This is a genomic window from Halomicrobium zhouii (assembly GCF_900114435.1).
Classification (GTDB): domain Archaea; phylum Halobacteriota; class Halobacteria; order Halobacteriales; family Haloarculaceae; genus Halomicrobium; species Halomicrobium zhouii.
Window position 1 is genome coordinate 622,129 of record NZ_FOZK01000001.1, and the last position, 24,261, is coordinate 646,389.

Below are 24,261 nucleotides of genomic sequence, written 5' to 3' on the forward strand. Positions count from 1 at the left end.
GCGGGTGTGAAAACGATGTGAAAAACTGCAAACCGTCAAAACGGCCACCGATGGCCGCGTTCGACCGACGAACCGCGCGCCCTAGAACGGTGCTGCGGGACCTTCGTCGTCGTCGCCGCCAATCTCGCCGCCGCGGGAGTCGCCGGGCATCGAGGGACCCGACCCGCCGCCCATGCCGCCACCGCCGCCCATGCCGGTGTTCGCGTGGACGGTGTCGATCTCCGGGATCTCCTTGGTCATGCGCGTCTTGATGGCCTGGATGGTCATCGGCGAGATGCCACAGCCCGAACAGGCGCCGCCGAGCTGGATGGTGACGCTGCCTTCCTCGCGGTCGAGGTTCTCGATGGCCGCGTTCCCGCCGTGCATCTGGATCTGGGGGAAGTTGCGGCGCAGGAAGTTGGAGATGCGCTCCTTCAGGTCGTCGTTCGCGGCCTCGTCTGTTTCGGTGCTCATGATATCCTGTCTTTGATTCCGCGGGCGCTTAGACCTTTGGACTCACCCGTTCGTTGCCCGCGGTCCGGAACGGGGGGTCGGGCCGACGACGGTGGGCGGTCACTCCTCGAAGCCGAAGATGCGCCGGTGCTGGCGCTCCAGCTCCTGGACGTAGCGTTCGAGCACCGCCTCGACCTTCTCGTCGGCGACGACGATAGCGTCCATGCGGTCGACGGGACTCTCTGGCAGGTCGATCCGGAACTCGCCGTCCCCCTCGTAGAACGGCTCGGACTCGTTGAGGATCTGCTGGTCGATTGCGTGGATCAGTTCCGAGTCGTACGCGTCGTTCATCTCCTCGAAGGCCTGTTTGTACGCCTTCTGTAGCTCGGGGAAGTAGTTCGCGTACTTGTCCTCGAACTGTTCGGGGTCGAAGTCGGTCATTGCCAGACGGATCGGCGCCCCCAGATAAAGGTCACGCGGTCTCTCCGCGTTCGCGACCGGCCCGTCGCCCCTGCCCTCGCCGCCGCGGTGCCTGCCGCTCGATTACCGGCGGACGGGCTGGCTGGCGTCTTTCTTCGGCAGGTACACCGTGAGGTAGCCGACGAAGACGATGCCGAACAGCCCCCCGAGGACGAGGTACACCTCGACGCCGATACCAGCGAAGATGGCGACTATCTCGTCGACCGTCGCGATGGGGTCGGCCAGCCCGAACGCCTCGACGTAGGTGAGGACGGCCAGGACGGCGACGAGGAACAGGTCCAGCACGTCGCGCTCTTGCATTCCGTGGGTACTCTCTGGAGCAGACGCTTAGCTCTTTTTGCCGTTCAGTGTAGTGTGTGTAGTGAGCGATCTGGTGGGTTCGGGGTTGTGACGGAGTAGGAGACGACAACAACTCTCAGAAAGCCCTCGACGCGCTCCGGTCCCGCGGCCCCGCTGTCGTCCGAAAATCGGAGATTTTCGTGATGACGAGAGAGCGAAGCTCTCTCGAACCACGCTCCTCACTTCGTTCCGGTGCTTGCGGGACTGGGGTTCCCGGAGCCCGCCTCGCCCTTTCAGTCCACCAGGAGAGCAAGCTCTCCTGAGCCTTGCGCTCACTCCGTTCGCGCAAGACACCAGGACAGCATCGCTCGCGCCACAGAGGCGCTCGCGGTTAGGACCACCAGTCCTCCCCGGTCGTGCCTGGCGGCACGACACGCTTCCTGACCGCCCAGCAACCGCGCGGCGGTCGGCCGGGAGGCCGTTTCTTCGGCCGACCCGGGGAAGGGCAGGGCAGGGCAGCGGTGCTGTGCCGACCCTGGAGGACTGAAAGGGCGAGGCGGGGTGGAGGAAGCACGGACCCGCAAGCACGCGAGGGACGAGCGCGCACAGCGTGGTCCGCGCGACTCCAGCCCGCCGAGGGCTTTCGAGTTGTTGCCCTCTTCGTTCCTTCCAGCGCCAACTCACCAGAACCACCCGTCACAGAAGCAAACGAACACTACCGAACGTCCACTTACCCGAGCTGTTCGGCGACGATGGCGTCGGCGGCCTCGACGAACTCCTGCTCTTTTCCGGCGGGTACCGTCGCACCCGCGGCGATGTCGTGACCGCCGCCGTCGCCGCCGACGGACCGCGATGCTTCGCCCATCACGGCCGAGAGGTCGAGGCCGCGGCCGACGAGTGGGCCGGTGCCCCGCGAGGACACCTTCGTCTCCTCGTCGTTCTTTCGGGCGAACGCGAGGATGGGCTTGTCGGAGTCGACGCCGTCGGTGCCGAGCGCCATCCCGGCGACGATGCCGACGATGGTCTCGCGGATGGCCTCGCCCGCGTCGAACCACTGGACGTGCTCCTCGTGGGTGACGCCGCGCTCCTGGACCAGTGTCAGGCCCTCCGAGAGGTTGCGCCGGTGGTTCGCGAGCAGGGTCTGGGCCCGGTCCAGCGCGCCGTCGCGGTTGCCCAGGCAGACCGCCAGGCCGACGTCGGCCCGTTCGTAGCGGGCGGTGGCGTTCAGCAGCGTCGAGAACTCACTGGCGTCGCGCAACTCGGTGCCGACGGGTTCGTCCGCGAGGGTGTAGGTGGTCCCGACGAGGGAGTCGATCTTCCCGGCAGGGACGCCCCGCTCGACGGCCCGCTTGACGAGCGCGCTGGCGACGGTCTGGCGCTCGTCGTCGGTCAGGTCCGCCCAGGTGCGCCAGTCGCCGTTCGTCTTGAGGTCGAGTCCCAGGCCGTCGAGAAACCGGATCGCACCGGCCTGGTCGTTGGAGACGCCTGGAATCGGCACTTCGGTGGCGTACTCCAGCAACTTCGGGAGCGGGCGGGTCTGTTTGCCGTACAGCGTGAGGTCGGTCCCCTCGTCGAGGACGCCCGCCTCGACGCCCTCGGCGACGATGCCCGCGTTCGCGCCAATCAACTCCCCGCCGACGGCCTGCATGTCGCCGACGGCGCCGACGACGGCGAGGCCGGCCAGGTCGCGGTTCTCGTCGGGCACGTCCGCGTCGGCGTCCGCGGTCTCGGCCAGCGCGCGGGCGAGGACGTAGGCCGCCCCCGCACCAGACAGTTCGGACGCGCCGTTGATCCCCTCCAGCAGCGGGTTGCAGTGATACTCCGTGTCGGCGTATCCGTCGGTCGTCACGACGGCGTCGGGGTGGCAATCTTCGGGGTCCGACGGCTGGTGGTGGTCGGCGACGACGGGCGTGAAATCGCCCGCCGCCGCGTGCTCGCTGATGACGTCCAGTTGCCCGGAGCCGAAGTCGGTGAACAGGACGGTGTCGTAGTCGGTGGCCGCGATGCCGGCGATGGCCTCGGGGTCGAGTTGCTTCTCGAAGACCGTCTCGAACTCGATGCCCGCGCGTTCGAGGGCCGACGACGCGACGGCCGCGCTCGTCAGCCCGTCGGCGTCGATGTGGGACGCGAGCAGTACCTCGTCTGCTCGCTGGAGTCGATTCGCGCACGCGGCGGCGCGGTCGTCCAGGTCAGGTACCGGTCCCATGCTGAGCGAGGGTGGTGCCCGCTCGCGTATAAACTATCGGACTGGGACCGGGAGAACGCGAACGCCGCTGGGGGCGCAATCTCACACACGGACACCTCTCGCAACGTGAGACCGTCCCGGGCTTCCGACAGCGACTCACCCACTCGCTGGTCGGAGTGCCCAGACCTCGTAGGGTTGTTCGGCAGGTTCCTCGGGGTCGATCCCTGCCTGCTTCTCGGCCTCGTACCGGCTCCGTTCGACGGTCTCGAAATTCGATTCCAGGATCGTCCGCACGGTACGCACGGTTCGCTCCTGGGCGAACACCGGTCCGTCGTCGCGTGGCATGTGATTGTGGGCGGCGACCAGCAGGCCGTCGTCGGCGACGACGCCACGCAGGTCGTCGGCGAACTCGAACAGGTCAGTCACGGAGTAGTCTGCACAGAGGTAGTACAGCGATCCGACGGCGACGACGGCGTCGAAGGCGCGCTCGCTTTCGGCCACCCAGTCAACGATGTCCGCCCGCTCGTAAGACGCGTCAGGGGCCCACTCGCGGGCGGCGTCGAGCGCCTCCTTCGAACAGTCGACGCCGACGACTTCGGCGTCGGGATACGCCTCGGTCGCCAGTCTCGTTTTGGCGCCGTTGCCACAGCCCAGATCGAGGATCCGGTCGACCTCTTCCGGCGCTTTCCGGTCGCGAAGTGCGGCGAGAGGGCGCTCGCCCTTGCGGCGCTCGTACTCGCTCTCGTAGTAGCCCCACGGGTCGCCCTCGGCTTCGGCGTAGCGTTCGTCGAAGTATTCGTCGTCGAACCGCATGCTCTCACCGGAGGCTGGGGCGAATTAAAAAGTTGGGTCCGGAGGCCTGTCGCTCGCTTGGCCTACGCGACCTGGCGCCGTTCGGTGAAGGTCACGGTCTGGTCGGCTGTCTCGACCGTCGTCTGGACGGTTATCCAGCCGTCGTTCCGCTCGATTTTGTACCCGTCGCTGTACGACAGTTCGACGCGCTTCGTCGCGGTGTAGGACTCGCCGGCGTCGAGCGCGCCGACGTCCTCGGAGCCCTGCCAGACCTGGTCGCCGTCGGTGCCGTTGCCGGCGAAGATACGCGTGTAGACGGTGACGTCGTCGGCAGTCGCATCTCGCCGGTTGGTGAGGGTCGAGGTGACGTCGCGGCAGGTCCGTCCGCACTCCTCGATGTTCCCGATAGCGAACGTGAACGGCGGCGTGTCGGTCGCAGTCGCCGTTGCGTCGCTGGTCCCGCCGTCACCGCTTGCGCCGTCACCGCTTGCGCCGTCGCTTCCCGTATTCGACGGCGTCTCCGTCGGGAACGACTCGACGTCAGACCCGCTGTCGCCGCCGGGCGCGGGACCGAACCCGGTGACGAGCGCCCCGACGACGCCCGCCACCAGGAGGATTCCGACGCCGACGACTGCGAGTAGTTTCGCGTTCATTCGTCAGGCGTCGACCCCGTTACCGGCGGATTCGCTGACCTCGTCACCTGGGTTCCCGCCCAGCGTCCCGTCGAGGAACTGGCCGATGGCGTCGAGGATGGACGTGACGAACTCCGGTACCGGGTCGGGCAGGTCCCCGGGCGGCCCCACGGCTCCGCTGGTCTCGTCGGTCGCACTGGCCGCGGGCGCTGCCGCGACGGAACCGGTCAACAAGCAGATCACAGCGACGAATACGCCAGCCGTCAGGAGTGAGTTTCGGAACATCGTCGTCCTCCTGTATCCCTCTCGCACACATCAATCGGTTCGATAGTACGCGCGGATTCGCACCGTTTAGCCACTGTTTGTGTCGTTCAATCCGTGTCGTACCGGGAGACGCGCCCCCGGTGCGCCGGCCAGGACGCCGTGGCGATCTGGTGCCCCCAGGGATCATCCCCGGCATCGGCGTAGCGTTCGTCGAAGTACGTGTCGTCGAACCGCCTGGTCTCACCGGCGACGGGGGCGAAGTAACATTTGGCCCAGAAATCGAATCCTCGCCCGACCTCGCTTACGCGACGTCGCGCCGCTCAGTGATCGTCACGGTCTCTTCGTCCGACTCCACCGTCGTCTCGATGGTCACCCAGCCGCCGGCGCCCGTGACCGCGACGGCGTCACCGAACCCGAGCTCGATGCGCTTGGTCGCGGTGTGGGACTCGCCACCGGCCAGGGTACCGACGTCGGCCGACCCCTGCCAGACCTGCCTGCCGTTCCCTTCCTTGCCGGCGAAAATCTGCGTCGAGACGGTGACGTCCTCCGCCGTCGCGTTCTGCTGGTTCGTGACCGTCGACATCACGTCGCGACAGGTCCGACCGCACTTCTCCGTGTTGTCGGCGACGACCGTGAACGCCGGCTCGTCGGTCGTTTCATCGTCGCCGCCGCTGTCTCCGCCGCCGTTATCCGGTGGCGAAGCCGGCGCCTCTCCCGGAGCGGCGCCGTTACCAGGAGCGTTGTCGGGCCCGAAGCCCGGACCGGGGCCGGATCCGAACCCACTCGCCACGGCGCCACCCGACCCGACGACGAGGAGCACGGCGATGCCACACACTGCGAACAGTCTCGCATTCATCTATCGCTGGACTGGTACGTCGCGACCGGTGTTATTTATCCAGTCGCTAAGCACTCCCTCCGAACAGTCCAGCGACTGTCACCTGTCGTGGTCCCGGACTGGCAGGGTGCGTTCGAACCGCGGATTCACAGGGCCGAGACGGTGTTAATATCGGATTAAGCGGCGAGAAGTCGGGCGGTCCGCTCGTCGTTCGGACCCGGTCACTCCCGATGCGTCGGGGCGGCGTCCTCGACGACGGCGCAGGCCAGCACCTCGAAGTCGGCCGTCTCCGGCACGACGTCGACGTCGATGCCGTGGCTCTCGGCGGTCTCCCGCGTCGGGTCGCCGATGGCGCCGACGACGGCATCGTTCAGGCCCGCGAGCGCGTCGTCGCGAACCCCCCGCTCCTCGGCGGCGTCGAGGAAGTGCTCGACCGTGAGCGAGGACGTGAAGAGCGCGGCGTCGAGGTCGCCGTCGGCCGCGAGTTCGACCGACTCGCCGGCACCCTTTGGCCGGACGAGCCGATAGAGGACGGTCTCGTGGACGTCGGCGCCCGCGTCGGCCAGTCCATCGGTCAGGACCGCCGAGCCGTGGTCGGACCGGGCGACCTCGACGCTGGCCCCGTCGACGTCGTCTTCGAGCGCCGCGACCAGCCCCGACGACGTGTACTCCTCCGGGACCAGGTCGACGTCGTAGCCCGCCTCGCCCAGCGCGTCGGCCGTCGCGGCGCCGATAGCGCAGACGGTCGAGTCGCCCGGCTCCCAGCCGGCTTCGGCCGCCAGCTCGACGCCCGTCTTGCTCGTGAGAATCACGTAATCCGCGCCCTCACGCGGGGCGTTCCCCGTCGGTTCGACGACGAGCATCGGGTCGGCGACCGGGTCGGCGCCGAGCGATTCGAGGAGTTCGACCGCGTCGGCCAGGCGCTCGTCGTCGGGCCGGAAGACGGCGACGCGGAGGCGGGGTTCCTCACGCATCCTCGGTGGCCTCCTGTCCGTCGTCGAGCCGCTCGTTTTGCAGGAACGCTTTCACTCGCTCGCGCTCGCCCGCGACGTCGCCGATGACGGTGATGGCCGGCGGTTCGATGCCGTCCTCGTCGCGCACGTCGACGATCGAATCGAGCGTGCCGACGGCGACGCGCTGTTCGGGCCGGGTGGCCCGCTCGACCAGCGCCACCGGCGTTTCGGGGGCCATCCCGGCCTCCCGGAGCGCGCCGGTGTAGTCCGGGAGCTTGCCGACGCCCATCAGGACGACGATGGTGCCGCCCGTCGCGGCCAGCGCGCCCCAGTCGATAGCCGATTCCTCTTTGGTCGGGTCCTCGTGGCCGGTGACGAAGGAGACGGAGGAGGCGTGGTCGCGGTGGGTCACCGGGATGCCGGCGACTTCCGGCCCGGCGACGGCGCTGGTGATGCCCGGCACGACCTCGAAGGGGATCTCGTGCTCGGCGAGGTAGGCCATCTCCTCGCCGCCGCGGCCGAAGACGGTCGGGTCGCCGCCCTTGAGCCGAACGACGTCGTTCCCCTCTTCGGCGAGTTCGACCATGCGCCGGTTGGTGTACTCCTGAGGGGTCCACTCGCCGCTGGCGCGCTTGCCGACGTCTTCGCGCTTCTCGCCGGGGATGGCCTCCAGGATCTCCGGGCCGGGAAGCTTGTCGTGGAGGACGACGTCGGCCTCGTCGATCAGTCGCTTCGCCTTGACGGTCAGCAGTTCCGGGTCGCCGGGGCCAGAGCCCACGAGGTAGACGGTGCCGGTCATTCCTCGGTCGCTCCCCCATCCTCGGCGATTCCTTCGTCGTCGGTCTCGACGGCGGAGGCGGCGTCATCGTCCGCCTCGCCGCCGTCGTCGAGTTCCTTCTTCGCCGCCTCGATCATGTCTTTCGCACCCTGGTCGGCCAGGTCCGCGGCGAAGGACTTCGCACCGTCGACGTGGTGGTCGACGGGGATGTCCCGCGTCGCGCTCACTTCCTCGGTGCCGTCCTGGGAGAGCACCCGGACGCGCGTCCGGACGGACCGCCCCTGCAGGACGGCGTGGATGCCCAGCGGCGCGACGCAGCCACCGCCGAGTTCTTCGAGGATGACCCGCTCGACGGTCGTCTCCGCGCGCGAGCGCGGGTGGTCGAGCACTTCGTTGATCTCCTCGGCGACCTCCCCGTCGGCGGTCGCGACCGCCAGCGCACCCTGCCCCGGCGCGGGGACGAACGTCTCGGTCGACAGCGGCGTCGCCTCGACGTTGTACAGCAGTCCCGACCGCTCCAGACCTGCGCGGGCGAGGACGATGGCGTCGAACTCCGTGTCGACGTCACGGCCCAGCGCCTGTCGTTCTATCTCCCGGAGTCCGTCGAACCACTCCTCGACGTCCTGGTCGTAGGGGAAGACGTACTCGTCGTCCTCCAGTCGCTCCTTGCGTTCCTTCTCCTCCTCGCTGCGTTCCTCGTGTTCGGCCTGGAGCGACGGGGCCAGCAGCTTCTCGACCCTCGTGTCGACGTTGCCGCGCAGGGGCTGGACGTCCAGGTCGGGACGCTCGGCCAGGAGTTCGGCCTTCCGGCGGAGGCTCGACGTGCCGACCGTGGCACCCTCCGGCAGTTCCGAGAGCGTCGCCCCGTCGGGGGTGACCAGCACGTCCGACGGATCGGCGCGCTGGGGGACGGCGGCGACGACGAGCGAGTCTGGCTGTTCGGTCGGGACGTCCTTCATCGAGTGGACGGCGGCGTCGACGGAGCCGTCGAGGACCTGCTCGTCCAGGCTGCGGACGAACGCGCCGGTCTTGCCCAGGCGGTGGATCAGCTCGTCGCGGATCTGGTCGCCGGTGGTCTCCACCTCGACGATCTCGACGTCGTAGCGGCGGTCCTCCAGGGCCTCCCGGACGGCGGCGGCCTGGCGGAGCGCCAGGTCCGACCCCCGCGTCGCCAGCCGCAGCGTCCCTCGCGTAGTCATAGCTGTGACTCCACGGTCAGCGGTGAAAAGTCTGCTACTTCGGGCGCGCGCCGACCACTGAGTGCGGGCCGGACGGGTCAGCGGTCCGTGTCACCACGGCCCGTCCACGTCACCACGGCTCGTCCTTGAGCCCGAGCCAGTAGGCGATGGCGTTGGTCGCGACGTGGAGCAGCGGCGTCGCGACGAGGATGACGACCAGCACGGGGACGGTGAACGTCTCGGTGAACCACCCGAAGTCCGCGACGGCGGCGAGCAAGAGCGCGCCGACGACGAAGTCGAGCTGGTCGAGGCCGGGGAAGGCGGCGCCGCGCTCGCGGCCGGTCCGGCGCTTGAGGAAGGAGGCACCGACGTCGCCGAGCATCGCACCGAGGGCGAGGCCGACGGCGGCGAGCAGCGGAAATTCGGGGAGCGACGAGATGCCCAGTGCGTCGTTCGCGGTCCCGTTGACGGCGTTGAGCAGGAGGGCCAGCGCCGTGCCGGCGACGGTGCCCGCGAACGTCCCGCGCCAGGTCTTCCCGTCGCCGAGGACGCGCTTGCCGTTCCAGGTCCGGCCGCCGTCGATGGGACGCCCGCCGCCCGCCAGGACGGCCGCGTTGTTCGGGACGTAGGCGGGCAACATCGCCCAGAGCGCAGTGGCGACGGTCGCGAGAATGCTCATTGTCCGGGGGTTTCATGCCTCCCTCTTAACGCTTTCTCGGTCGCTCGTCGCCGAACGCCCCATCCATTTAATCGGGCCGCCACTAACACACTGACGTGATCCCTCCGCTCGCACGCCGGTTCGTCGCCGGCGAGACGGCCGCCGAGGCGCTGGACCACGCGGAGACGCTGAACGACCGGGGGGTAGGGGCTATCCTGAACCACCTCGGCGAACACTACGAGACGCGCGACCCGGCCGACGCGGACGCCGAGGCGTACCAGCGGCTCGTCGACGATATCGTCCAGATGGGTCTGGACGCGTGCGTCTCGGTCAAACCTTCCCAGCTCGGCCTCTCCGTCGGCGAAGACGTCTTCCGGGAGAACCTCTCGCGCGTCGTCGACCACGCCGCCGAGCGCGACGTCTTCGTCTGGCTGGACATGGAGGACCACACGACGACGGACGCGACGCTGGACGCCTTCGAGGCCGAGACGACCGCCCACGGTGGCGGCGTCGGCGTCTGTCTGCAGTCCAACCTCCGGCGCACCCACGACGACCTCGAACGGCTCGCCGACCTGCCGGGGAAGGTCCGGCTGGTCAAGGGGGCCTACGACCCGCCGGCGACCGTCGCCTACAGGGGGAAGGGCCACGTCGACGCGCGGTTCAGGGACGACCTTCGATACATGTTCGCGAACTTCGACGACGGAATCGCGGTGGGGAGTCACGACCCCGAGATGATATCGCTGGCCCACTCGCTCCACGAGGAGTTCGGGACGCCCTACGAGATCCAGATGCTGATGGGCGTCCGGCCCGACGCGCAGTTCGAACTGGCCGACGAGTGCGAAGTCTGGCAGTACGTCCCCTACGGCGAGCGCTGGCTCTCGTACTTCTACCGGCGCGTCTCCGAGCGCAAGGAGAACGCGCTGTTCGCGGCGCGGGCGCTGCTGGGGATCTGACCTCGCTCCACTGGGTCGTCGCTGGCCGGTGGAGCCGCAGGCGTGAAGAGCGACGACCGACCGAGCGGCGCTGCTAGTGCTGCCGATACTACTACCGTTTCTCGCGGAGCGCGGCGCGGTCGAGTTCGTCGACGCTCGACCGGCCCGACAGCCCGAGCGTCAGGTCCAGGTCGGCGAGAACGTTCCGGCAGTGCTCGCGGACGCCGTCCTCGCCGGCGAGCGCCGTCGAGGCGGCGGCACCCGGTGGCAGTAGCGACGGGACCTCACTCGTGGGCCGCGCCGTCGCGCTGGACCTCGTAGGTCAGCGCGGCGAAGACGTCGCCGTACTGGTCCACGTCGACCAGTTTCAGCGGCGGATCGGTGATCTGCCGCGGCAACACCGGCGCGCCCGACGCGAGCGTGACGGGGGCGACGCTGAGAATAATCTCGTCGAGGAGCGCGGCGTCGTGGAACTGCCCGACGAGGTCGCCGCCGCCGACGAGCCAGACGTTCCCGCCGTCCGCGGCCGAGGCCATGTCCGCGTGGACGGGCGCCACGTCACCCTGGACGAACCGGAGGTCCGCGCCGTCGACCGCCGGCAGGTCGCGACTGGTGAACACCCACACCGGGACGTCGTAGGGCCACTCGTCCGGGCGCTCGCGGAGGTCCTCGTGTTCCAGGAGCCACTCGTAGGTCGTCGAGCCCATCGCCGCGGCGCCGACGTCCTCGACGAATCGCGAGTAGTCCTCGTCCACGCCCTCGACATCACCGAACTGGAACAGCCACTCGAGCGAGTCGTCCTCGTCGGCGATGTACCCGTCGATACTCGTCGCCGTGTAGTACTGGGTCGCCATCTCTCGATCGTCGGAACCGAGGCGCGGCGGCGCCATAAACCCGACAGGCGCACCTCACACCAGCACCCGCACGACGCCAAAGAGGACCAGCACCCCGAGCACGTCGCAGACGTTCGTCACGACCGGAATCACCACCTCGTCGGGGTCGAGCGAGAAGCGGTAGGCGGCGTAGGTGGTGACCACCGTCACGGCGACGGCGAGCACCGCGAGCGCGAGGCCACTCAGGAGCGCGACGAGGACGACGGTCCGGAGCGGGAGCGCCGTCGCGCCGAACAGCCCCTGGACCAGCCACGCGCCCGCGCCGACGAGCGGGAAGATGGTCAGCGACAGCGAGACGGTCGCGACGGCGTTACCGGCCAGGCGGTCGTCCGTCGGGGAAAAGGAGAGCAGGCCGAGGTGGAACGCCGTTGAGAGCCGCGCGGCGAGGACGCTCCCGAGGTTCCCCGCCATCCCGATCGTCACCGGCACCAGCACGAGCAGCGAGGGGTACCGCAGCAGGGTGTCCTCGAAGGTGTCGAGGACGAGACCGCTGCCCAGTTCGACCGCCGTCAGGACCGCCAGTATCGGGAGCATCGTTCGCATGATACCCCGGACCGTCCACTCCTGGCGCGCCCCGGCCATCTTACCCGCCCCCCGCGGCGAGGACGACTCTGGCCGCGAACAGCATCGTCGCGACGCCGACGACGTCGCCCGTCGTCGTGACGACCGGGCCGGCCAGCGTATCGGGGTTGAGCCCGCGCCGGTAGCCCAGGAAGACGACGGAGATGACGGCGGTCGCCAGGAGGACGCCCGAGACGAGCCCCGCGAGCACGGCGATGGCCACGAGCGTCGCGAGGCCCGCGACGTCCCGACCCAGCGCGACCAGCAGCGCGAACGCGAGCGTCGCGGCGAAGGCGCTGACGAGCACGCCGTTGGCCATCGACGCCGCGACGGCGCGGTTGAGCCGGTCGTCGCCCAGCGTGAACTCGGGTTCGACGAGCCCCTGGTGGAGCGCCGACCCGAGGCGCGCACCGAGCGAGCCGTAGACGTTCCCCCTGGTCGCCAGGAGGGCGGGGACGAGGACGATGAGGCCGGTGACCTGCTTCAGTTCCGCCTCCATCCCGCCCAGCACCGCGCCCGCGAACAGGCCGCCGACCGCGCTGGGGAGGAGCACGGGCAGCGTCTCCCGGTAGGCCTCCACGGCGACCTCACGGACGGTCATACCGGAGACTCTGCGGCCAGTTTCAAAAAACGACCGTCACGCGGCAGGAGGCGGCGCGTAGCCGCTCAGTCGCCGAACGGATTGCCGCCGCCACCCATGCCGCCCATCCCGCCGCCACCGCCGCCACCGCCCTGCATCTGTTGCATCATGCGCTCCATGTCCCCGTCGCCCATGCCCTGGAACTGCTTGAGCATCTGCTCCATCTGCTTGTGCTGCTGGAGCAGTTCGCGGATGCGCTCCTCGGGCTTGCCCGACCCCTTCGCGATCCGTTCGGTTCGGCTCTGGCCGACGACGCGCGGATTTTCGAGTTCCTCCTCGGTCATCGAGTCCATGACCACCTCGAAGTCACGCATCCGTTCCTGGGTGACGTCCATGGCGTCGTCGGGCAACTGGTCCATCAGCCCGCCGCCGAGGCCCGGGATCATGTCCATCACCTGGTCGAGGGGGCCCATCTTGTTCATCGTCTCCATCTGCTTGCGCATGTCCTTGAGGGTGAACTGGCCCTCCAGCATGTCCTCGGGGTCCCAGTCCTCGTCCTCGGCGCCGGTCTCCTCCATCGCGCGCTCGACGCGCTCGGTGAGTTGCTTGAGGTCGCCCATGCCGAGCAGGCGCGAGATAAAGCCCGAGGGCTCGAAGCGCTCGATGTCCTTGACCGTCTCGCCGGCCCCGAGGAAGGCGATGGTCGAGTCCGTCTCGTTGACGGCGGCCAGTGCGCCCCCACCTTTCGCCGTCCCGTCGAGTTTGGTGATGACGACGCCGTCGACGCCCTCCGCGATGGCCTCGTCGAACTTCTGGGCCTGGTCCTTGGCTCCCTGGCCGATGGCGGCGTCGAGCACGAGCAGCGAGTGGTCCGGTTCGACCGTCCGGTCGATCTGTTCCAGCTCCTCGATCAGGTCGTCCTCCAGGGCGTGGCGACCGGCGGTGTCGACGATCTGGACGTCGGCGTCCGCGGTCGCTTCGAGTCCGTCGCGAGCGATCTGGACGGGGTCGTCCGAGTCGGGCTCGCCGTAGAACTCCACCTCGGCGCGCTCGGCCATCTGCTTGGCCTGGTCGTAGGCGCCCGGGCGGAAGGTGTCGGTCTGGATGACTGCGGGTCGGAGCCCCTTCTTGGAGAACCACCACGCCATCTTCGCCGCGGTGGTCGTCTTCCCCGACCCCTGGAGGCCGGCGAGCATGATCGTCTGCTCTTCGAGGGGCAGTTCGGTGGACTCGCCGACCAGGTCGACGAGTTCCTCGTAGACGATGCGTAGGACCCAGTCCCGCGGCGAGGTGCCCCCCGGCGGCTCCTCCTCCAGCGCGCGCGTCTTGATGTTGTCCGACAGCTCCTGGACGAGCGAGACGTCGACGTCGGCCTGCAGGAGCGAGCGCTGGATCTCCTTGACGATGTCCTGGATGTCCTCCTCGGAGATGCGGGACTTCCCGCGGAGGTTGTCGAGGGTCCCCCGCAGCGAACTCCCCAGATCGTCGAGTACCATTGTTGTCGCGTGGTACGCTGTGGCGGCGGTAAAGCCTTTTTGTCGGCCGGAGCCGTTCCGATCCGGTTCCCACAGGGTCGGTATCCCGCTGCAGTCCACGACCCCGTCGTCGAGACGGGCGACCGACCACTCTCGGTCCTGAAGCCTAAAACACATATAACTGGCTACCATACTTGAATCAAGATGATCGACGAGCTGAAACAACCGGAGTACACCGGTGAGAATCGCTGCCTGCCGTGCACGGGCGTCAACCTCCTCATCGCCGTCGTCGCCGCGGCGGTGGCCGGCCGCCGCTCGCGGAAAGCGGGTGCCGGCGTCTTCGTCGCCTCGGTGGTCCTGATCTACCTCCGCGGCTACCTCGTCCCCGGGACGCCCGCACTCACGAAGCGGTACCTCCCCGACGACGTCCTCCGGCTGTTCGGGAAGGAACCGGCCAGGCCCGTCCAGAGCGGACTCGGCGCCGGCCTCGACAGCGACGGTCCCTCGTCGAACGGCGTCGGCGATGGACGCGCCGACGACGGCCACAGCGCGACCGACGACGGCGACGGTACCAGCACCGTCGAGTCCGCGACGAACGGCGGCGTGGTCGAGGCCGCACGCGACGAGGCGGGCGCCCTGGACCCGGAGATCGTCCTGTCGAACGCCGGGGCGCTCGAAGCGTGCGATGACGGCGAGGACCTGTGCCTGACCGAGGAGTTCAAGCAGTCATGGGACGACGCGATGGCGGATTTCGACGGCGAGGAGTCCACGGACCTTGCCGAGCGGCTGGTGGCCCAGTTCGACCTCGACGTCGAGGACTGCGAGATCGAGGCGTTCGACGACGGCCGCGTGCTGACGGACGGCGACGGCCGCATCGGGCAGTGGCCCTCCGAGGCGGCGATGATCGCCGACGCCGCGGGAGCCGCGGTGCTCCGGAGCCGGCTGTCGGACTGGGAGGCCCTCTCGACCCGCGAGAAGGGAAGCTTGCTGAACGGCCTCCGGCTCTTCCTCGAGGAGTGTCCCACCGGCGAGGGCGGCATCGAGTTCGGCCAGGAGACCGTGGAGTCCTGCTGTAGCTCCTACGAGGTCGTCGCCGTCACCTGCGAGGAGACCGGGGACCGCCTCTTCGAGGAGCCGATCCACGAGTAAGCTGTTTTCCCGTCGCAGGCCGGAGGAGTGGGTATTACGGTCGTCCCGCGACCACACCCACCGTGCCCTACCACCACGTCGACCCCGACGACCTCGACTCCCCCGCGGACTACCCCTGCGACCGGCGCTCGATTTCCGACGCCGCCGGCCTGAACCTGCTCCACCTCGCGCGGTACGCCATCGAACCCGGCGAGCAGTTACCCCGGACTTACCACTACCACGAACAGCGCGAGGAGGCCTTCTACGTGCTCGCTGGCACCCTCCACGTCGAGACGCCGGAGAGAGAGTTCGTCGTCGAGGCCGACGAGGTCTTCGTCGCCGAACCCGGCAGTCCCCACCGGGCGTTCAACCCCGTCGAAGCAGACGGAGAGGCGGTCGTGCTCGGGACCGGGTCGCCGCGGACGGACCCGGCACTTGAATACGACGGCGAAGACGGCTGAGCGTCGACACGGGTGACCGGCGACCCGTGACTCACTCCGGGGGGCGACTCACTCCGCGAGGGTGACTCACTCCGCGGGGAACCGCTCGTCGAGGAAGTCGGCGAGTTCGTGGAAGACGCGGATCTTGTAGCCGACGTCGGTCGAGGCGTGTCCCTCGTCGCCGAGTTCGTGGTACTCGAACTCCTCGCCCTCGGTCCACCCGCGGCGTTCCACCAGCGCATCGCGGAACAGGCGGGCCTGGGAGATCGGACAGCGGGGGTCGTTGACGCCGTGGAGCATCAGGAGGGGCGCTTCGATCGCTTCGACGTGCGTGATGGGACTGCGCTCGCGCCAGAGGTCGGCGTTTTCCTCCGGATCGCCCATCTGCTCGCGCAGGTTCGTCTTGAAGTGCGCCATCGACTCCTCGAACAGCGCCGGGAGGTCGGTGATGCCGACGGAGGCGATGCCGGCGTCCCAGAGGTCGGGGTACCGGACCAGTTGCCAGTACGCCGAGTAGCCGCCGAAGGACCCGCCGAAGACGGCCAGGTTGTCCCCGTCGACCCACTCCTTCTCGGCGATCCAGCGCGCGCCGGCGGCGACGTCCGCCTGTTCCTGCCCGCCCCAGTCCCCGTGGATGGCGTTCTTGAACTCCCGGCCGCGCCCGGTCGAGCCCCGGAAGTTCGGCCACAGCACCGAGTAGCCGCGGTCGACCAGGAACTGCGTGCGCTCGTCGAACCCCTTCTTGACGTCGTACCGGGGGCCGCCGTGGACGGCGACGACGACCGGCGACGGGCGCGCGCCGCTGTCGTAGAGCACGGCCCCGACGTCGGTGCCGTCGGTCGACTCGTAGGTGACGTACTCGGCGTCGGCGAACGCGGCCGGGTCGACGTCGCCGTACTCGGGTTCCCTGAGGACGGTCGCCTCGTCGGCCGCCGGGTCGTAGCGGTAGTACGTGTCCCGCGTCGTCGGGGCGTTCTGCCCGGTGAGGACGCTCCCGTCGGGGAAGACGCCGGCGCGGCGACCGCCCTCCGACCAGGCGACGCCGTCGGTGAACGGCGTCGCGAGTTCGGCGCCGTCGCGGTCGTAGACGACGAGTCGCTGGGTCCCCTCGGTCGTCCGTTCTGCGAAGACGTACCCGTCGGGGTGGACGAAGTGACCCGTCTCGTCGGCCGCGGCGTCGCCCAGCCAGGTCACCTCGTCGGTCGCGAGGTCGTACAGGCCACACCGCTGGAAGTTCGTCTCGTTGTCGGTGAGGAGGAGCGCGTCGCCGTCGGGCGTCCAGTCGCTCACCCACGTCTCTCGACCTTCGCTACTCACGTCGAGGCGGCGGGGTTCGAAGCCGTCGGCGGTGTCGCCGTCGGTGGAACCGCCCCCGCCGGCGGCCCTGTTCCCGCCAGCGGCCCTGTCCCCGACTGTCGGCGCCAGGCTGGCGACGTAGGCGTCGCGGTTCTCCAGGTCGTCGCGTTCGTTCGTCACGTACGCGACGTGGTTGCCGTCGGGGGAGAACTGCCCGCCGTACACCGGCCGGTCGTATCGGGTCAGTTGCGTCGACTCGCCGGCGTCGTGGTCGTAGAGATAGAGGTTCATCTGATCGCCGGCGTCCGTCGTGTAGAGCAACCGACGGCCGTCGCTGGCGACGTCGACGAGGAACGTCTGGCCGTCGTTCTCGACGACCGGCCGGGCCTCGCCGTCGTCGACGTCGAATGCGTAGACGTCGTTCTGCTCGTCGCCGCCCTGGTCCCGGTGGAAGTACACCGACTCGCCGTCGGCCGACCACTGGATGGGGAACTTGGCGTCCCGCGGGACGTTGCCGTCGCTGACCTGGGTCAGATCGCCCGTCTCCGGGTCGATCAGGCAGAGTTCGTTGCGACCGCTGCCGTCGTAGAAGCAGGCGACCCGGTCGCCGTCGGGCGAGACGCGCAGGTGGTGGAGGCTGGGGAGGCTCGCCAGTTCCTCCAGTGGGATGGTATCGGACATCGCCCGGGAAGTTCTCGACCAGTTTACAAGTAGTTTCCGGATACCTAGCGTACAGCACTCCAGGCGCACGATTCGGGAAGTGAGAGAGCGGGATCGCGGACCGGGCCGGGCGGCGACGATCGGTCGCACACCACTGGCGGCGATACTGGCATCCTTTTGGCCCCTCCGTTCGGAGGACCAGACATGACGAACAAACGGGCGGTCCAGGACAAACTGGTCGAGAGCGGCGTCGTCGCGGTGCTTCGCGGGATCGACGAGGACGACATCGTCCCCGTGGCGAAGGCCATCCACGAGGGCGGGGTCACGGCGCTCGAACTGACGGCCGACGCCAAGCGCTGCAGCGAGATGATCGCGGCGGTCGACCGGGAACTCGCGGACACCGACGCGGTGATCGGTGCGGGCACGGTCATGGACGCGGCGGCGGCCCGGAACGTCGTCGAGGCCGGCGCGGAGTTCGTCCTCGCGCCCAACGTCAACGAGGAGGTACTGAAGGTGTGCAACCGCGCCGGCGTCGTCTCCGTCCCGGGCGTCATGACGCCGACGGAGGCCGACCGGGCGATGGCCGCGGGCGCGGATATCCTGAAGATGTTCCCCGCCTCGACGGTCGGGCCGGGTCACATCGGCGCGCTCCAGGGCCCGCTCGGTGACGTTCCGATCATGCCGACGGGCGGGGTCTCCGCGGACAACGTCGCCGACTACTTCGAGGCCGACGCGGTGGCCGTCGGCGCGGGGTCGGCGCTGGTGAACTACGAGGCCATCGAGGAGGGTGACATGGACGGGGTCCGCGAGCGGGCCGCCGACTTCGTCGCGGCGGTCGAAGCGGCACGGGAGTGACCGCGCGCCAGGGGGACCGAACGCGCCGAGCGGCGACCCGGGGCCCGTGCGAGGGGTCACGTGGGGCGCACTGACACGCTGAGGGCACCCGACTGTTGCCGGCAATCACCCTTTGTTATGGCCGGTGTTCGTGGGGAAAGTCACGCATAGCTCGCGGTGGCGGAACGTACGCGCGAGTTAGGGGGTGCCGATCCGATTTCGCGTCGCAGTTTCCCGACCAAACTGCGCAGTCCGCCACTGGCAGCGGCGCGTGGATTCTGGCCCCACCGCACGTCGGCGGTGACGCGCCGCTAGCGACCGTCGCGGTCCGTGTCACGCCATCGAAATGACCCTCTACTCGGCCGTCCAGCCGTCGAGACGGTACTCCCTTCCGGGTGTCCGAGCGGGGGGATAGCGCTTCCGACCGTTCGAAACTGATTTGCGGAGGGGGAGAGAGACCGAGCGTGATGCCCTCCATCCGACCGATCGCACGAGGTGCCAGCGCTCTCGTTCTCCTCGCGTTCACCGGTCTGGCGGCCGCACAGTCCCCAACCCCCGGCGCAGAACTCGGCCTCGGAACCACCGTCGCGATCCGCTTCTGTGTCGCCCTCGGGCTCAATCTCGTCTTCGGCGGGGGGCTCGTGCTGATCGGTCCCCGCTACGCGACGAGGATGGTCGAGGAAATTCGCCGCGATCCGGGCGAAGCGTTCGGCTGGGGCCTCATCGTCGCGATCGCTGTACCGATCGCCCTCGTTCTCGTTGCGCTCACGATCATCGGATTGATCATCACCATTCCGGGATTGTTCGTCCTCACGGTCGTGGGTATCGTCGGCAACGCCGTCTCGATCGTCTGGATCGGGGCCGCGCTCCGGGGGCGAGCGGACCGGTACGGCGGGAAGGCCGCTGGAGTCGGTGCGCTCGCCCTCGCGGTCCCGATGGCGATCCCCGTCCTGGGCAACCTCGTGCAGACTCTGGTCGGCTTCTTCGGGATCGGTGCCGTCGGTCGCGACCTGTATCGGGAGTACCGGGGGTGACCTCTCCACCGACGTCACGAGGACACGCGGACCGGCATCGCGTGGCTCAGTGCCCGGCTTCGTGGGGGTTCAGTTCGGTCCCGTAGTTTGCGGCGTGGTCCGCGTAGTCGATGAAGCGCGGCGCGTCGGGGTCGAAGGGACGCTCCAGGGAGTCGAAGGCCTTCTTCTTGTCCCAGGACTGGAGCCCGCCGACGGCGCCGCGGTCCTCCAGGTCGTGGTAGTCCAGGTCGTCCTTCGTCAGCTCCCAGGCGTCCAGGCCCTGCTCGGTCCGGACGATGACCGAGGAGTACTCGTCGCTGGACCCCACGGAGCCCACCGTCAGGTCGGCGCAGTAGCCGGTGAAGTCCGCGCACTCGTCACAGCCCTTGAGGGCGGCGCCGTGGAACGCCTCGACGTCCTCGTCGACGATCAACTCCCCGTCGCGGTCGTACACCATCATCTTCCCGTCGAGGACGTCCATCTTGCCGACGTCGTCGAGGTCGATGTCGCGCTGTTCGACCAGTTGCTCGCCCATCAGGCGCTCGTAGTTGAAGTTCTTCGTGCACATCAGGGCGATGGTGTAGTCGACGGCGCGGACGCCGGCCTCCTGGCTCGCGTAGTCCCACTCGAAGTCCTGCAGCGCGCGGATCCCCTCTATCTCACAGGGTGTCCCCACGAGCGCGAGCGAGATGTCTGCTGGGTCTTTGTCGGGCAGTTTGTGCTCCCACTGGTCGAGCCCCAGGTTCCCCAGCGCCATCGTCTGGTTGTAGATGCTCCCGGCGCTGTCGATCAGTTCTGCGGGCGTGGTCGCCAGGAAGGACTCGGCCTTCCATGGCTCGTCGTCGCTCTCCGTGGCGACCAGTGCCCCGTCGATCTCGCCTGCTTCGAGCAGGTGGATCAGGACGCTCGTCACGAGCCCACCGTCCTGGGCGCCCTCACGCCAGTCTTCCTCGACCTTCGCCGAGAACTCGGTGATGGGGTCGCCGGCGCCCTTGACGTTGTCGTCGCCGCCGGTGATCTTCCACTGGCGCTCATAGCGCAGGCCCCCGCGGGGACAGAAGTCCCAGCACATCGAGCAGCCGGTGCACATCTTGACGAGTTCCGGCAGGCCGTCCTCGCCGATGCCGATGGAGTCGGAGGGACACGATGCGACGCAGGTCCCACACTGGATGCAGCGGCCCTCGTCGATGACCGCCTCGTCCAGTTCCATGAACCAGGTCTTGTCCTCGGGCGTCTCGATATCGTTCATCTCCGCGCGGATCCCGTACGATGGCGTGCCCGGTTTCGCGCCGTCGGGCGGATTGACTATCTCGTCGGGCCGGCCGTCCTCGACGTCCTGGCTGAGGCCCTCTGCGGGCTTCGTGAACTCGACGTCGCCGAGCTTGCCGTCCTCGTCGACGTTGGCGGGCGTGGCTCCTCCGTCTGGGACCGCGGTCGAGTCACCACCGGTGTCGCCACAGCCGCACGAACTCCCGCAGCCACACCTTTCCTCGTCATCGCCGTGGTCGCCGTGGTCGCTGTGGTCTGCGTGGTCGTGCGAGTGGCCGTGAGCATGGCTGTCCTCTGGATCTCCGTGAGCCTCGGGACCCGAGACGTCACTGTGGTCCGTTCCGGGGCCGTCCGGAACGCCTGGCATTCGACCCTCGCCGCTCGCGTCCCGCTCTTCAGTCATCGGCGACACCCCCCTCCCCGTCGTGGGCGACCCCGCCGGCCACGTTGGCGTCGGCGCGCTGCATTATCTGGCGCAGGCGGTCGTTGTCCACCCGGCGACACCACTCGTAGAACCGCTCTCCATCCTCGCGTTCGTCGGCGTAGGCGTCGAACAGCTGTTCGAGCGCCGGGATGACGCTCCCCGCCGGAACCGCATTTTCCACCCAGTCGAGGAACTCGTTGTCCGAGCCGAGGCTCCCGCCGAGGCCGAAGTCCATCCCCTCGACGATGTTGTCGCCCTCCTCGTTGGTCGTGCCCTCCGGATCGTTGACGTTGACCGTCTCGCCGCGGAAACCGATGTCGGCGATCTGGGGCTGGGCGCAGGAGGCCGAACAGCCCGACATGTGCATCCGGACGACGTCGAGGTCGTCGGGCGTGTCGATCTGTCGGTCCAGTGCCTTGGCCCAGCGGCGGACCCGATTCTTGGTCTCGATGATGCCGTAGTTGCAGAACTCCGAACCGGTACAGCCCACCGCGCCGCGGGAGAACGGCCCCGGGTCGGGTCGGTAGTTCCGGGCGAAGGGCTCGTTCAGCAGGTCACCGACGTTCTCGGGCGGGACGTGGGTGATCAGGAAGTTCTGGTCCGTCGCCAGTCTGACCGAGGCGTCCTCGGTGCCGTACTCCCTCGCCGCGCGGGCGGCCTCGGCGAACTCGTCGCCGCCCATCCGGCCGGCGATGACGTTGAAGCCGACGTACTTCAGGTCGCCGTCCTTCTGGTCGTGGACGCCGACGTGGTCGCCCCGGTACCCCTGGGTGAGGTCCGTCCCGCGCGTGGGGAGGTCGACCTGGCAGCGGTCGCGGACCGCTTCCTCGAATTTCTCGGGGCCCAGCTGCTCGACGAGGTAACGCATCCGGCAGACGCCCCGGTTGTTCCGGTCGCCCAGTTCCTTGAACGTCTGGGCCACCGCGCGGCAGAACTCGACGGCGTGTTCGGGCAGGACGAACACGTCCAGCGGCGAGGCCATCCGCGGACCGTCGGAGAGGCCGCCACCGACCTTGACGTGGAAGCCGTAGTGGGGCTCTCCCGCCACCTCCCGCTTCGCCGGCGTCAGGCCGACGTCGTTGATCTGTGACTGCCCGCAGTCGTGCGCACAGCCGGTGATGGTCATCTTGAACTTCCGGGGCAGGTTGGCGTACTCCCGGTTCTCGGTGAAAAAGTCCGAGACCGCCTCGATCACGGGCTGGGCGTCGAAGCACTCGTGGTCGTCGAGGCCGGCGGCGGGACAGCCCAGCACGTTGCGCGCCGAGTCGCCACACCCCTGGATGGTCGTCAGGCCGACCTCGTCGTATTTCGCCCAGATCTCGGGGACGTCCTCAACCTCGATCCAGTGTTTCTGGATGTCCTGTCTGGTCGTGATGTCGAGGAAGGCATCGCCCCAGATCGAGTTCTGTTCCTCGCCGCCGTACTCCTCGGGCGCAGTGGCGTACTCCTGGGCCACCTCGCCGATCACTTCGGCCTGCTCCGGGGTGAGATAGCCGCCGGGGACCTTCGTCCGCATCATGAAGTAGCCCCGCTGGCGGCCGTGGGCGTACATCCCTGCCCACTTCAGGCGCTCCCACTCGCCGTCGCCCGCGCGCGCTTCGATCTCGTCGAAGGTCAGTCCCTCCTCGGCGTACTCCTTCACGTCCTCGACGACGTCGAGGGGATGTTTCTCCTGTTTGTACCGCTCGACCGAGTTCATCTGTCTCGCCTCCGTGACGATGGGCCACGATCACTCATGTCGTATTTCTAGTTGACACGTGCGCTCTTCAAGCGACTCGTCACGGCGAAAACCCCCTCACCTACTCCGACGCGGTGATTGTTGCCGGCTATCGAGGGAACTGCTCTCGGAGAATACGTGTCTACCCGCCGCTCCCGGTCGGTTACTCGGCCCCCGGTGGTTAGCGGCGGGTCTGGGCGTCACCGGCGCTGGAAATAATTGCCGCTACCCTGCCCCACTCCGTTCCCCGCTCGGGTTCACGCTGGTTCCGCACTGCGTTCGGAACCAGCCTACGCCTCACGGCTCACGCTGGTCGCCGTTCGGAGGATAGTTGGGCCGCTCGCTTCGCTCGCGCCCCAACCTACTCTTCGAACAGCCTATCAACCACTTCTTCGGGGTCAAACCGTTCGATGTCGTCGTACCCCTGGCCCGTCCCGAGGAAGAGGATGGGCTTCCCGGTGACGTGGGCGACCGAAATCGCGGCACCGCCCTGGGAGTCGGCGTCGGCCTTCGTCAGGATGGCGCCGTCGATGGCCGAAGCGTCGTTGAACTCGCGCGCGCGGTTGACGGCGTCCTGGCCGGCGACCGCCTCGTCGACGAAGATGGTCATGTCCGGGTCGACGACGCGGTCGATCTTCTCAAGCTGGGCCATCAGGTCGTCGGAGGTGTGCAGGCGACCGGCGGTGTCGCCCAGCACCACGTCGACGTCGTTGGCCTCGGCGTACTCGACGGCGTCGTAGACGACCGCCGCCGGGTCGGAGCCTTGCTCGTGGGAGATCAGCGTCCGGTCGAGGTTGTCGGCGTGTTTCTGGAGCTGCTCGTTCGCGCCGGCGCGGTAGGTGTCCCCGTTGGCCAGCACCGACGAGAGGCCGCGTTCTTCGAGGTACTGGGAGAGCTTCGCGATGGTGGTCGTCTTCCCGACGCCGTTGACGCCGGTGAAGATGATGACGACGGGCTTGTCGGCCTCGGCAACGCGCTCCTCGAAGTCGAACTGGCCGACGCTGATCACGTCGTACAGCGCCTCGCGGACCGCGTCCCGCACGAGGTTGCCCGTGCTGGAGAGTCGCCGGCGGGTCTCGCCGACGAGGTTCTCCTTCACGCCCTCGAGGATCTCGCCGGCGACGCCCATCTCGACGTCGCTCGAAAGCAAGGCGAGTTCGAGGTCGTCCAGGTGGTCGTCCAGGTCGTCCTCGTCGATGACGGACTTGCCCGACGCGAGAATCTTCGCGCGCTGGGCGAATCCGCGGCCCGAACCGTCGTCCTCGGCTTCTTCGGCTTCCTCGTCCGCGGCTTCCTCGGCTTCCCCGTCGGCATCTTCCCCGCCCTCGGGTTCGGCCGCCGACTCGCCCTCCTCCTCGGCGTCTTCCTCGTCGGATGCGTCGCCGGCCGATTCCTCGTCTTCCGTCTCGGCACCGGCATCCGCGGACGCGTCCGGTTCGGCAGGCTGGTCGGCTTCGGCCTCGGCGTCCGCCGCCTCGTCCTCGGCGGCTTCGTCCTCGACGGCCTCCTCGTCCACGTCCTCCTCGACGTCGGACGTGAAACTGCCCAGCTTGTCTTTCAGTCCGTCGAACAT

Annotated in this window: 26 protein-coding genes; 6 read left to right on the forward strand and 20 right to left on the reverse strand. The window is 68.6% G+C overall.

The features are described 5' to 3' along the window. Window positions 1-81: 81 nt before the first annotated feature. From BM337_RS02900 to BM337_RS02955, 12 genes are all read right to left on the reverse strand, one after another. On the reverse strand, window positions 82-453 hold the full coding sequence (locus BM337_RS02900; RefSeq protein WP_089813724.1) for a NifU family protein: 372 nt from the start codon (window positions 451-453) through the stop codon (window positions 82-84). Window positions 454-552: 99 nt separating this feature from the next. Next, the gene (locus BM337_RS02905) at window positions 553-873 is read right to left on the reverse strand and encodes a DUF5783 family protein (protein ID WP_089813726.1); all 321 of its coding nucleotides are present in this window, start codon (window positions 871-873) and stop codon (window positions 553-555) included. 102 nt (window positions 874-975) lie between these two features. After that, on the reverse strand, window positions 976-1,212 hold the full coding sequence (locus BM337_RS02910) for a hypothetical protein (protein WP_089813728.1): 237 nt from the start codon (window positions 1,210-1,212) through the stop codon (window positions 976-978). A 709-nt stretch (window positions 1,213-1,921) separates the two neighbouring features. Beyond that, entirely contained in the window at window positions 1,922-3,397 is a 1,476-nt protein-coding gene (locus BM337_RS02915) for a RecJ family nuclease (protein WP_089813730.1), read from the reverse strand. A gap of 135 nt (window positions 3,398-3,532) precedes the next feature. Further along, entirely contained in the window at window positions 3,533-4,189 is a 657-nt protein-coding gene (locus BM337_RS02920; protein WP_089813732.1) for a class I SAM-dependent methyltransferase, read from the reverse strand. Between the two features lie 62 nt (window positions 4,190-4,251). Next, entirely contained in the window at window positions 4,252-4,821 is a 570-nt protein-coding gene (locus tag BM337_RS02925; RefSeq protein ID WP_089813734.1) for a hypothetical protein, read from the reverse strand. 3 nt (window positions 4,822-4,824) lie between these two features. Next, a complete protein-coding gene (locus tag BM337_RS02930; RefSeq protein ID WP_089813736.1) occupies window positions 4,825-5,085 on the reverse strand; it encodes a hypothetical protein in 261 nt (86 codons plus the stop codon). A 280-nt stretch (window positions 5,086-5,365) separates the two neighbouring features. Then, window positions 5,366-5,920 carry a hypothetical protein gene (locus BM337_RS02935; RefSeq protein ID WP_089813738.1) on the reverse strand — a complete coding sequence of 185 codons (555 nt, stop codon included), beginning with the start codon at window positions 5,918-5,920 and terminating at the stop codon, window positions 5,366-5,368. 200 nt (window positions 5,921-6,120) lie between these two features. After that, window positions 6,121-6,873 carry a uroporphyrinogen-III synthase gene (locus BM337_RS02940; RefSeq protein ID WP_089813740.1) on the reverse strand — a complete coding sequence of 251 codons (753 nt, stop codon included), beginning with the start codon at window positions 6,871-6,873 and terminating at the stop codon, window positions 6,121-6,123. Then, window positions 6,866-7,651 carry a uroporphyrinogen-III C-methyltransferase gene (gene cobA / locus BM337_RS02945; RefSeq protein ID WP_089813742.1) on the reverse strand — a complete coding sequence of 262 codons (786 nt, stop codon included), beginning with the start codon at window positions 7,649-7,651 and terminating at the stop codon, window positions 6,866-6,868. Before cobA ends, BM337_RS02940 begins: the two co-directional genes overlap by 8 nt. Next, the gene (gene hemC / locus BM337_RS02950; protein WP_089813745.1) at window positions 7,648-8,829 is read right to left on the reverse strand and encodes a hydroxymethylbilane synthase; all 1,182 of its coding nucleotides are present in this window, start codon (window positions 8,827-8,829) and stop codon (window positions 7,648-7,650) included. The genes cobA and hemC overlap by 4 nt, the downstream gene beginning before the upstream one ends. A 109-nt stretch (window positions 8,830-8,938) precedes the next feature. Beyond that, window positions 8,939-9,487: a CDP-2,3-bis-(O-geranylgeranyl)-sn-glycerol synthase gene (locus BM337_RS02955; RefSeq protein ID WP_089813747.1), complete on the reverse strand. Its 549-nt coding sequence runs from the start codon at window positions 9,485-9,487 to the stop codon at window positions 8,939-8,941. A gap of 95 nt (window positions 9,488-9,582) precedes the next feature. Between BM337_RS02955 and BM337_RS02960 the strand changes: the two genes are divergently transcribed. Both BM337_RS02960 and BM337_RS20905 read left to right on the forward strand, forming a co-directional pair. Further along, a complete protein-coding gene (locus tag BM337_RS02960) occupies window positions 9,583-10,419 on the forward strand; it encodes a proline dehydrogenase family protein (RefSeq protein WP_089813749.1) in 837 nt (278 codons plus the stop codon). A 76-nt stretch (window positions 10,420-10,495) separates the two neighbouring features. Next, a complete protein-coding gene (locus BM337_RS20905) occupies window positions 10,496-10,672 on the forward strand; it encodes a hypothetical protein (protein WP_177227118.1) in 177 nt (58 codons plus the stop codon). 10 nt (window positions 10,673-10,682) lie between these two features. On the opposite strand, the gene BM337_RS02965 is transcribed toward BM337_RS20905, so the two are convergent. The 4 genes from BM337_RS02965 to BM337_RS02980 form a co-directional block, all read right to left on the reverse strand. Beyond that, entirely contained in the window at window positions 10,683-11,252 is a 570-nt protein-coding gene (locus tag BM337_RS02965) for a dihydrofolate reductase family protein (protein ID WP_089815538.1), read from the reverse strand. Between the two features lie 54 nt (window positions 11,253-11,306). Beyond that, window positions 11,307-11,873 carry a magnesium transporter gene (locus tag BM337_RS02970; protein ID WP_089813751.1) on the reverse strand — a complete coding sequence of 189 codons (567 nt, stop codon included), beginning with the start codon at window positions 11,871-11,873 and terminating at the stop codon, window positions 11,307-11,309. Between the two features lies 1 nt (window position 11,874). Then, window positions 11,875-12,453: a magnesium transporter gene (locus tag BM337_RS02975; protein ID WP_089813753.1), complete on the reverse strand. Its 579-nt coding sequence runs from the start codon at window positions 12,451-12,453 to the stop codon at window positions 11,875-11,877. A gap of 65 nt (window positions 12,454-12,518) precedes the next feature. Beyond that, window positions 12,519-13,928, reverse strand: coding sequence for a signal recognition particle protein Srp54 (locus BM337_RS02980; RefSeq protein WP_089813755.1), 1,410 nt, complete (start codon window positions 13,926-13,928; stop codon window positions 12,519-12,521). Window positions 13,929-14,111: 183 nt separating this feature from the next. Here BM337_RS02980 and BM337_RS02985 point away from each other — a divergent pair, with 183 nt between their 5' ends. Beyond that, window positions 14,112-15,056, forward strand: a complete 945-nt coding sequence (locus tag BM337_RS02985; RefSeq protein ID WP_089813757.1) for a DUF8054 domain-containing protein — start codon at window positions 14,112-14,114, stop codon at window positions 15,054-15,056. Between the two features lie 62 nt (window positions 15,057-15,118). Next, window positions 15,119-15,496, forward strand: coding sequence for a cupin domain-containing protein (locus BM337_RS02990; RefSeq protein ID WP_089813759.1), 378 nt, complete (start codon window positions 15,119-15,121; stop codon window positions 15,494-15,496). Between the two features lie 66 nt (window positions 15,497-15,562). Here BM337_RS02990 and BM337_RS02995 read toward each other — a convergent pair whose 3' ends face one another. Next, on the reverse strand, window positions 15,563-17,452 hold the full coding sequence (locus BM337_RS02995; RefSeq protein ID WP_089813761.1) for a S9 family peptidase: 1,890 nt from the start codon (window positions 17,450-17,452) through the stop codon (window positions 15,563-15,565). Window positions 17,453-17,635: 183 nt separating this feature from the next. On the opposite strand from BM337_RS02995, the gene BM337_RS03000 reads away from it, so the two are divergent. Further along, window positions 17,636-18,286: a bifunctional 4-hydroxy-2-oxoglutarate aldolase/2-dehydro-3-deoxy-phosphogluconate aldolase gene (locus BM337_RS03000; protein ID WP_089813763.1), complete on the forward strand. Its 651-nt coding sequence runs from the start codon at window positions 17,636-17,638 to the stop codon at window positions 18,284-18,286. A 446-nt stretch (window positions 18,287-18,732) separates the two neighbouring features. Next, window positions 18,733-19,299 (forward strand): DUF8173 domain-containing protein, encoded by a 567-nt coding sequence (locus BM337_RS03005; protein ID WP_089813765.1) that lies wholly within the window; start codon window positions 18,733-18,735, stop codon window positions 19,297-19,299. 46 nt (window positions 19,300-19,345) lie between these two features. Here the strand turns inward: BM337_RS03005 and BM337_RS03010 are convergent, their stop codons facing one another. The 3 genes from BM337_RS03010 to ftsY form a co-directional block, all read right to left on the reverse strand. Continuing rightward, entirely contained in the window at window positions 19,346-20,950 is a 1,605-nt protein-coding gene (locus BM337_RS03010) for a Coenzyme F420 hydrogenase/dehydrogenase, beta subunit C-terminal domain (protein ID WP_089813767.1), read from the reverse strand. After that, on the reverse strand, window positions 20,943-22,670 hold the full coding sequence (locus tag BM337_RS03015) for a nitrite/sulfite reductase (protein ID WP_089813769.1): 1,728 nt from the start codon (window positions 22,668-22,670) through the stop codon (window positions 20,943-20,945). The genes BM337_RS03010 and BM337_RS03015 overlap by 8 nt, the downstream gene beginning before the upstream one ends. Window positions 22,671-23,049: 379 nt before the next feature. Next, window positions 23,050-24,261: a signal recognition particle-docking protein FtsY gene (gene ftsY, locus BM337_RS03020; RefSeq protein ID WP_089813771.1), complete on the reverse strand. Its 1,212-nt coding sequence runs from the start codon at window positions 24,259-24,261 to the stop codon at window positions 23,050-23,052.

Excerpts from the sequence above, each read along its gene's own strand:
- BM337_RS03010 (WP_089813767.1), bottom strand. The coding sequence starts at position 20,950 with ATGACTGAAGAGCGGGACGCGAGCGGCGAGGGTCGAATGCCAGGCGTT.
- BM337_RS02925 (WP_089813734.1), bottom strand. The coding sequence starts at position 4,821 with ATGAACGCGAAACTACTCGCAGTCGTCGGCGTCGGAATCCTCCTGGTG.
- BM337_RS02930 (WP_089813736.1), bottom strand. The coding sequence starts at position 5,085 with ATGTTCCGAAACTCACTCCTGACGGCTGGCGTATTCGTCGCTGTGATC.
- cobA (WP_089813742.1), bottom strand. The coding sequence starts at position 7,651 with ATGACCGGCACCGTCTACCTCGTGGGCTCTGGCCCCGGCGACCCGGAA.
- BM337_RS02915 (WP_089813730.1), bottom strand. The coding sequence starts at position 3,397 with ATGGGACCGGTACCTGACCTGGACGACCGCGCCGCCGCGTGCGCGAAT.
- BM337_RS03015 (WP_089813769.1), bottom strand. The coding sequence starts at position 22,670 with ATGAACTCGGTCGAGCGGTACAAACAGGAGAAACATCCCCTCGACGTC.
- ftsY (WP_089813771.1), bottom strand. The coding sequence starts at position 24,261 with ATGTTCGACGGACTGAAAGACAAGCTGGGCAGTTTCACGTCCGACGTC.
- BM337_RS02905 (WP_089813726.1), bottom strand. The coding sequence starts at position 873 with ATGACCGACTTCGACCCCGAACAGTTCGAGGACAAGTACGCGAACTAC.
- BM337_RS02940 (WP_089813740.1), bottom strand. The coding sequence starts at position 6,873 with ATGCGTGAGGAACCCCGCCTCCGCGTCGCCGTCTTCCGGCCCGACGAC.
- BM337_RS03005 (WP_089813765.1), top strand. The coding sequence starts at position 18,733 with ATGCCCTCCATCCGACCGATCGCACGAGGTGCCAGCGCTCTCGTTCTC.
- BM337_RS02920 (WP_089813732.1), bottom strand. The coding sequence starts at position 4,189 with ATGCGGTTCGACGACGAATACTTCGACGAACGCTACGCCGAAGCCGAG.
- BM337_RS02985 (WP_089813757.1), top strand. The coding sequence starts at position 14,112 with ATGATCGACGAGCTGAAACAACCGGAGTACACCGGTGAGAATCGCTGC.
- BM337_RS02995 (WP_089813761.1), bottom strand. The coding sequence starts at position 17,452 with ATGTCCGATACCATCCCACTGGAGGAACTGGCGAGCCTCCCCAGCCTC.
- BM337_RS02910 (WP_089813728.1), bottom strand. The coding sequence starts at position 1,212 with ATGCAAGAGCGCGACGTGCTGGACCTGTTCCTCGTCGCCGTCCTGGCC.
- BM337_RS02935 (WP_089813738.1), bottom strand. The coding sequence starts at position 5,920 with ATGAATGCGAGACTGTTCGCAGTGTGTGGCATCGCCGTGCTCCTCGTC.
- BM337_RS02970 (WP_089813751.1), bottom strand. The coding sequence starts at position 11,873 with ATGGCCGGGGCGCGCCAGGAGTGGACGGTCCGGGGTATCATGCGAACG.
- BM337_RS02955 (WP_089813747.1), bottom strand. The coding sequence starts at position 9,487 with ATGAGCATTCTCGCGACCGTCGCCACTGCGCTCTGGGCGATGTTGCCC.
- BM337_RS02980 (WP_089813755.1), bottom strand. The coding sequence starts at position 13,928 with ATGGTACTCGACGATCTGGGGAGTTCGCTGCGGGGGACCCTCGACAAC.
- BM337_RS02900 (WP_089813724.1), bottom strand. The coding sequence starts at position 453 with ATGAGCACCGAAACAGACGAGGCCGCGAACGACGACCTGAAGGAGCGC.
- BM337_RS02965 (WP_089815538.1), bottom strand. The coding sequence starts at position 11,252 with ATGGCGACCCAGTACTACACGGCGACGAGTATCGACGGGTACATCGCC.
- BM337_RS03000 (WP_089813763.1), top strand. The coding sequence starts at position 17,636 with ATGACGAACAAACGGGCGGTCCAGGACAAACTGGTCGAGAGCGGCGTC.
- BM337_RS02975 (WP_089813753.1), bottom strand. The coding sequence starts at position 12,453 with ATGACCGTCCGTGAGGTCGCCGTGGAGGCCTACCGGGAGACGCTGCCC.
- hemC (WP_089813745.1), bottom strand. The coding sequence starts at position 8,829 with ATGACTACGCGAGGGACGCTGCGGCTGGCGACGCGGGGGTCGGACCTG.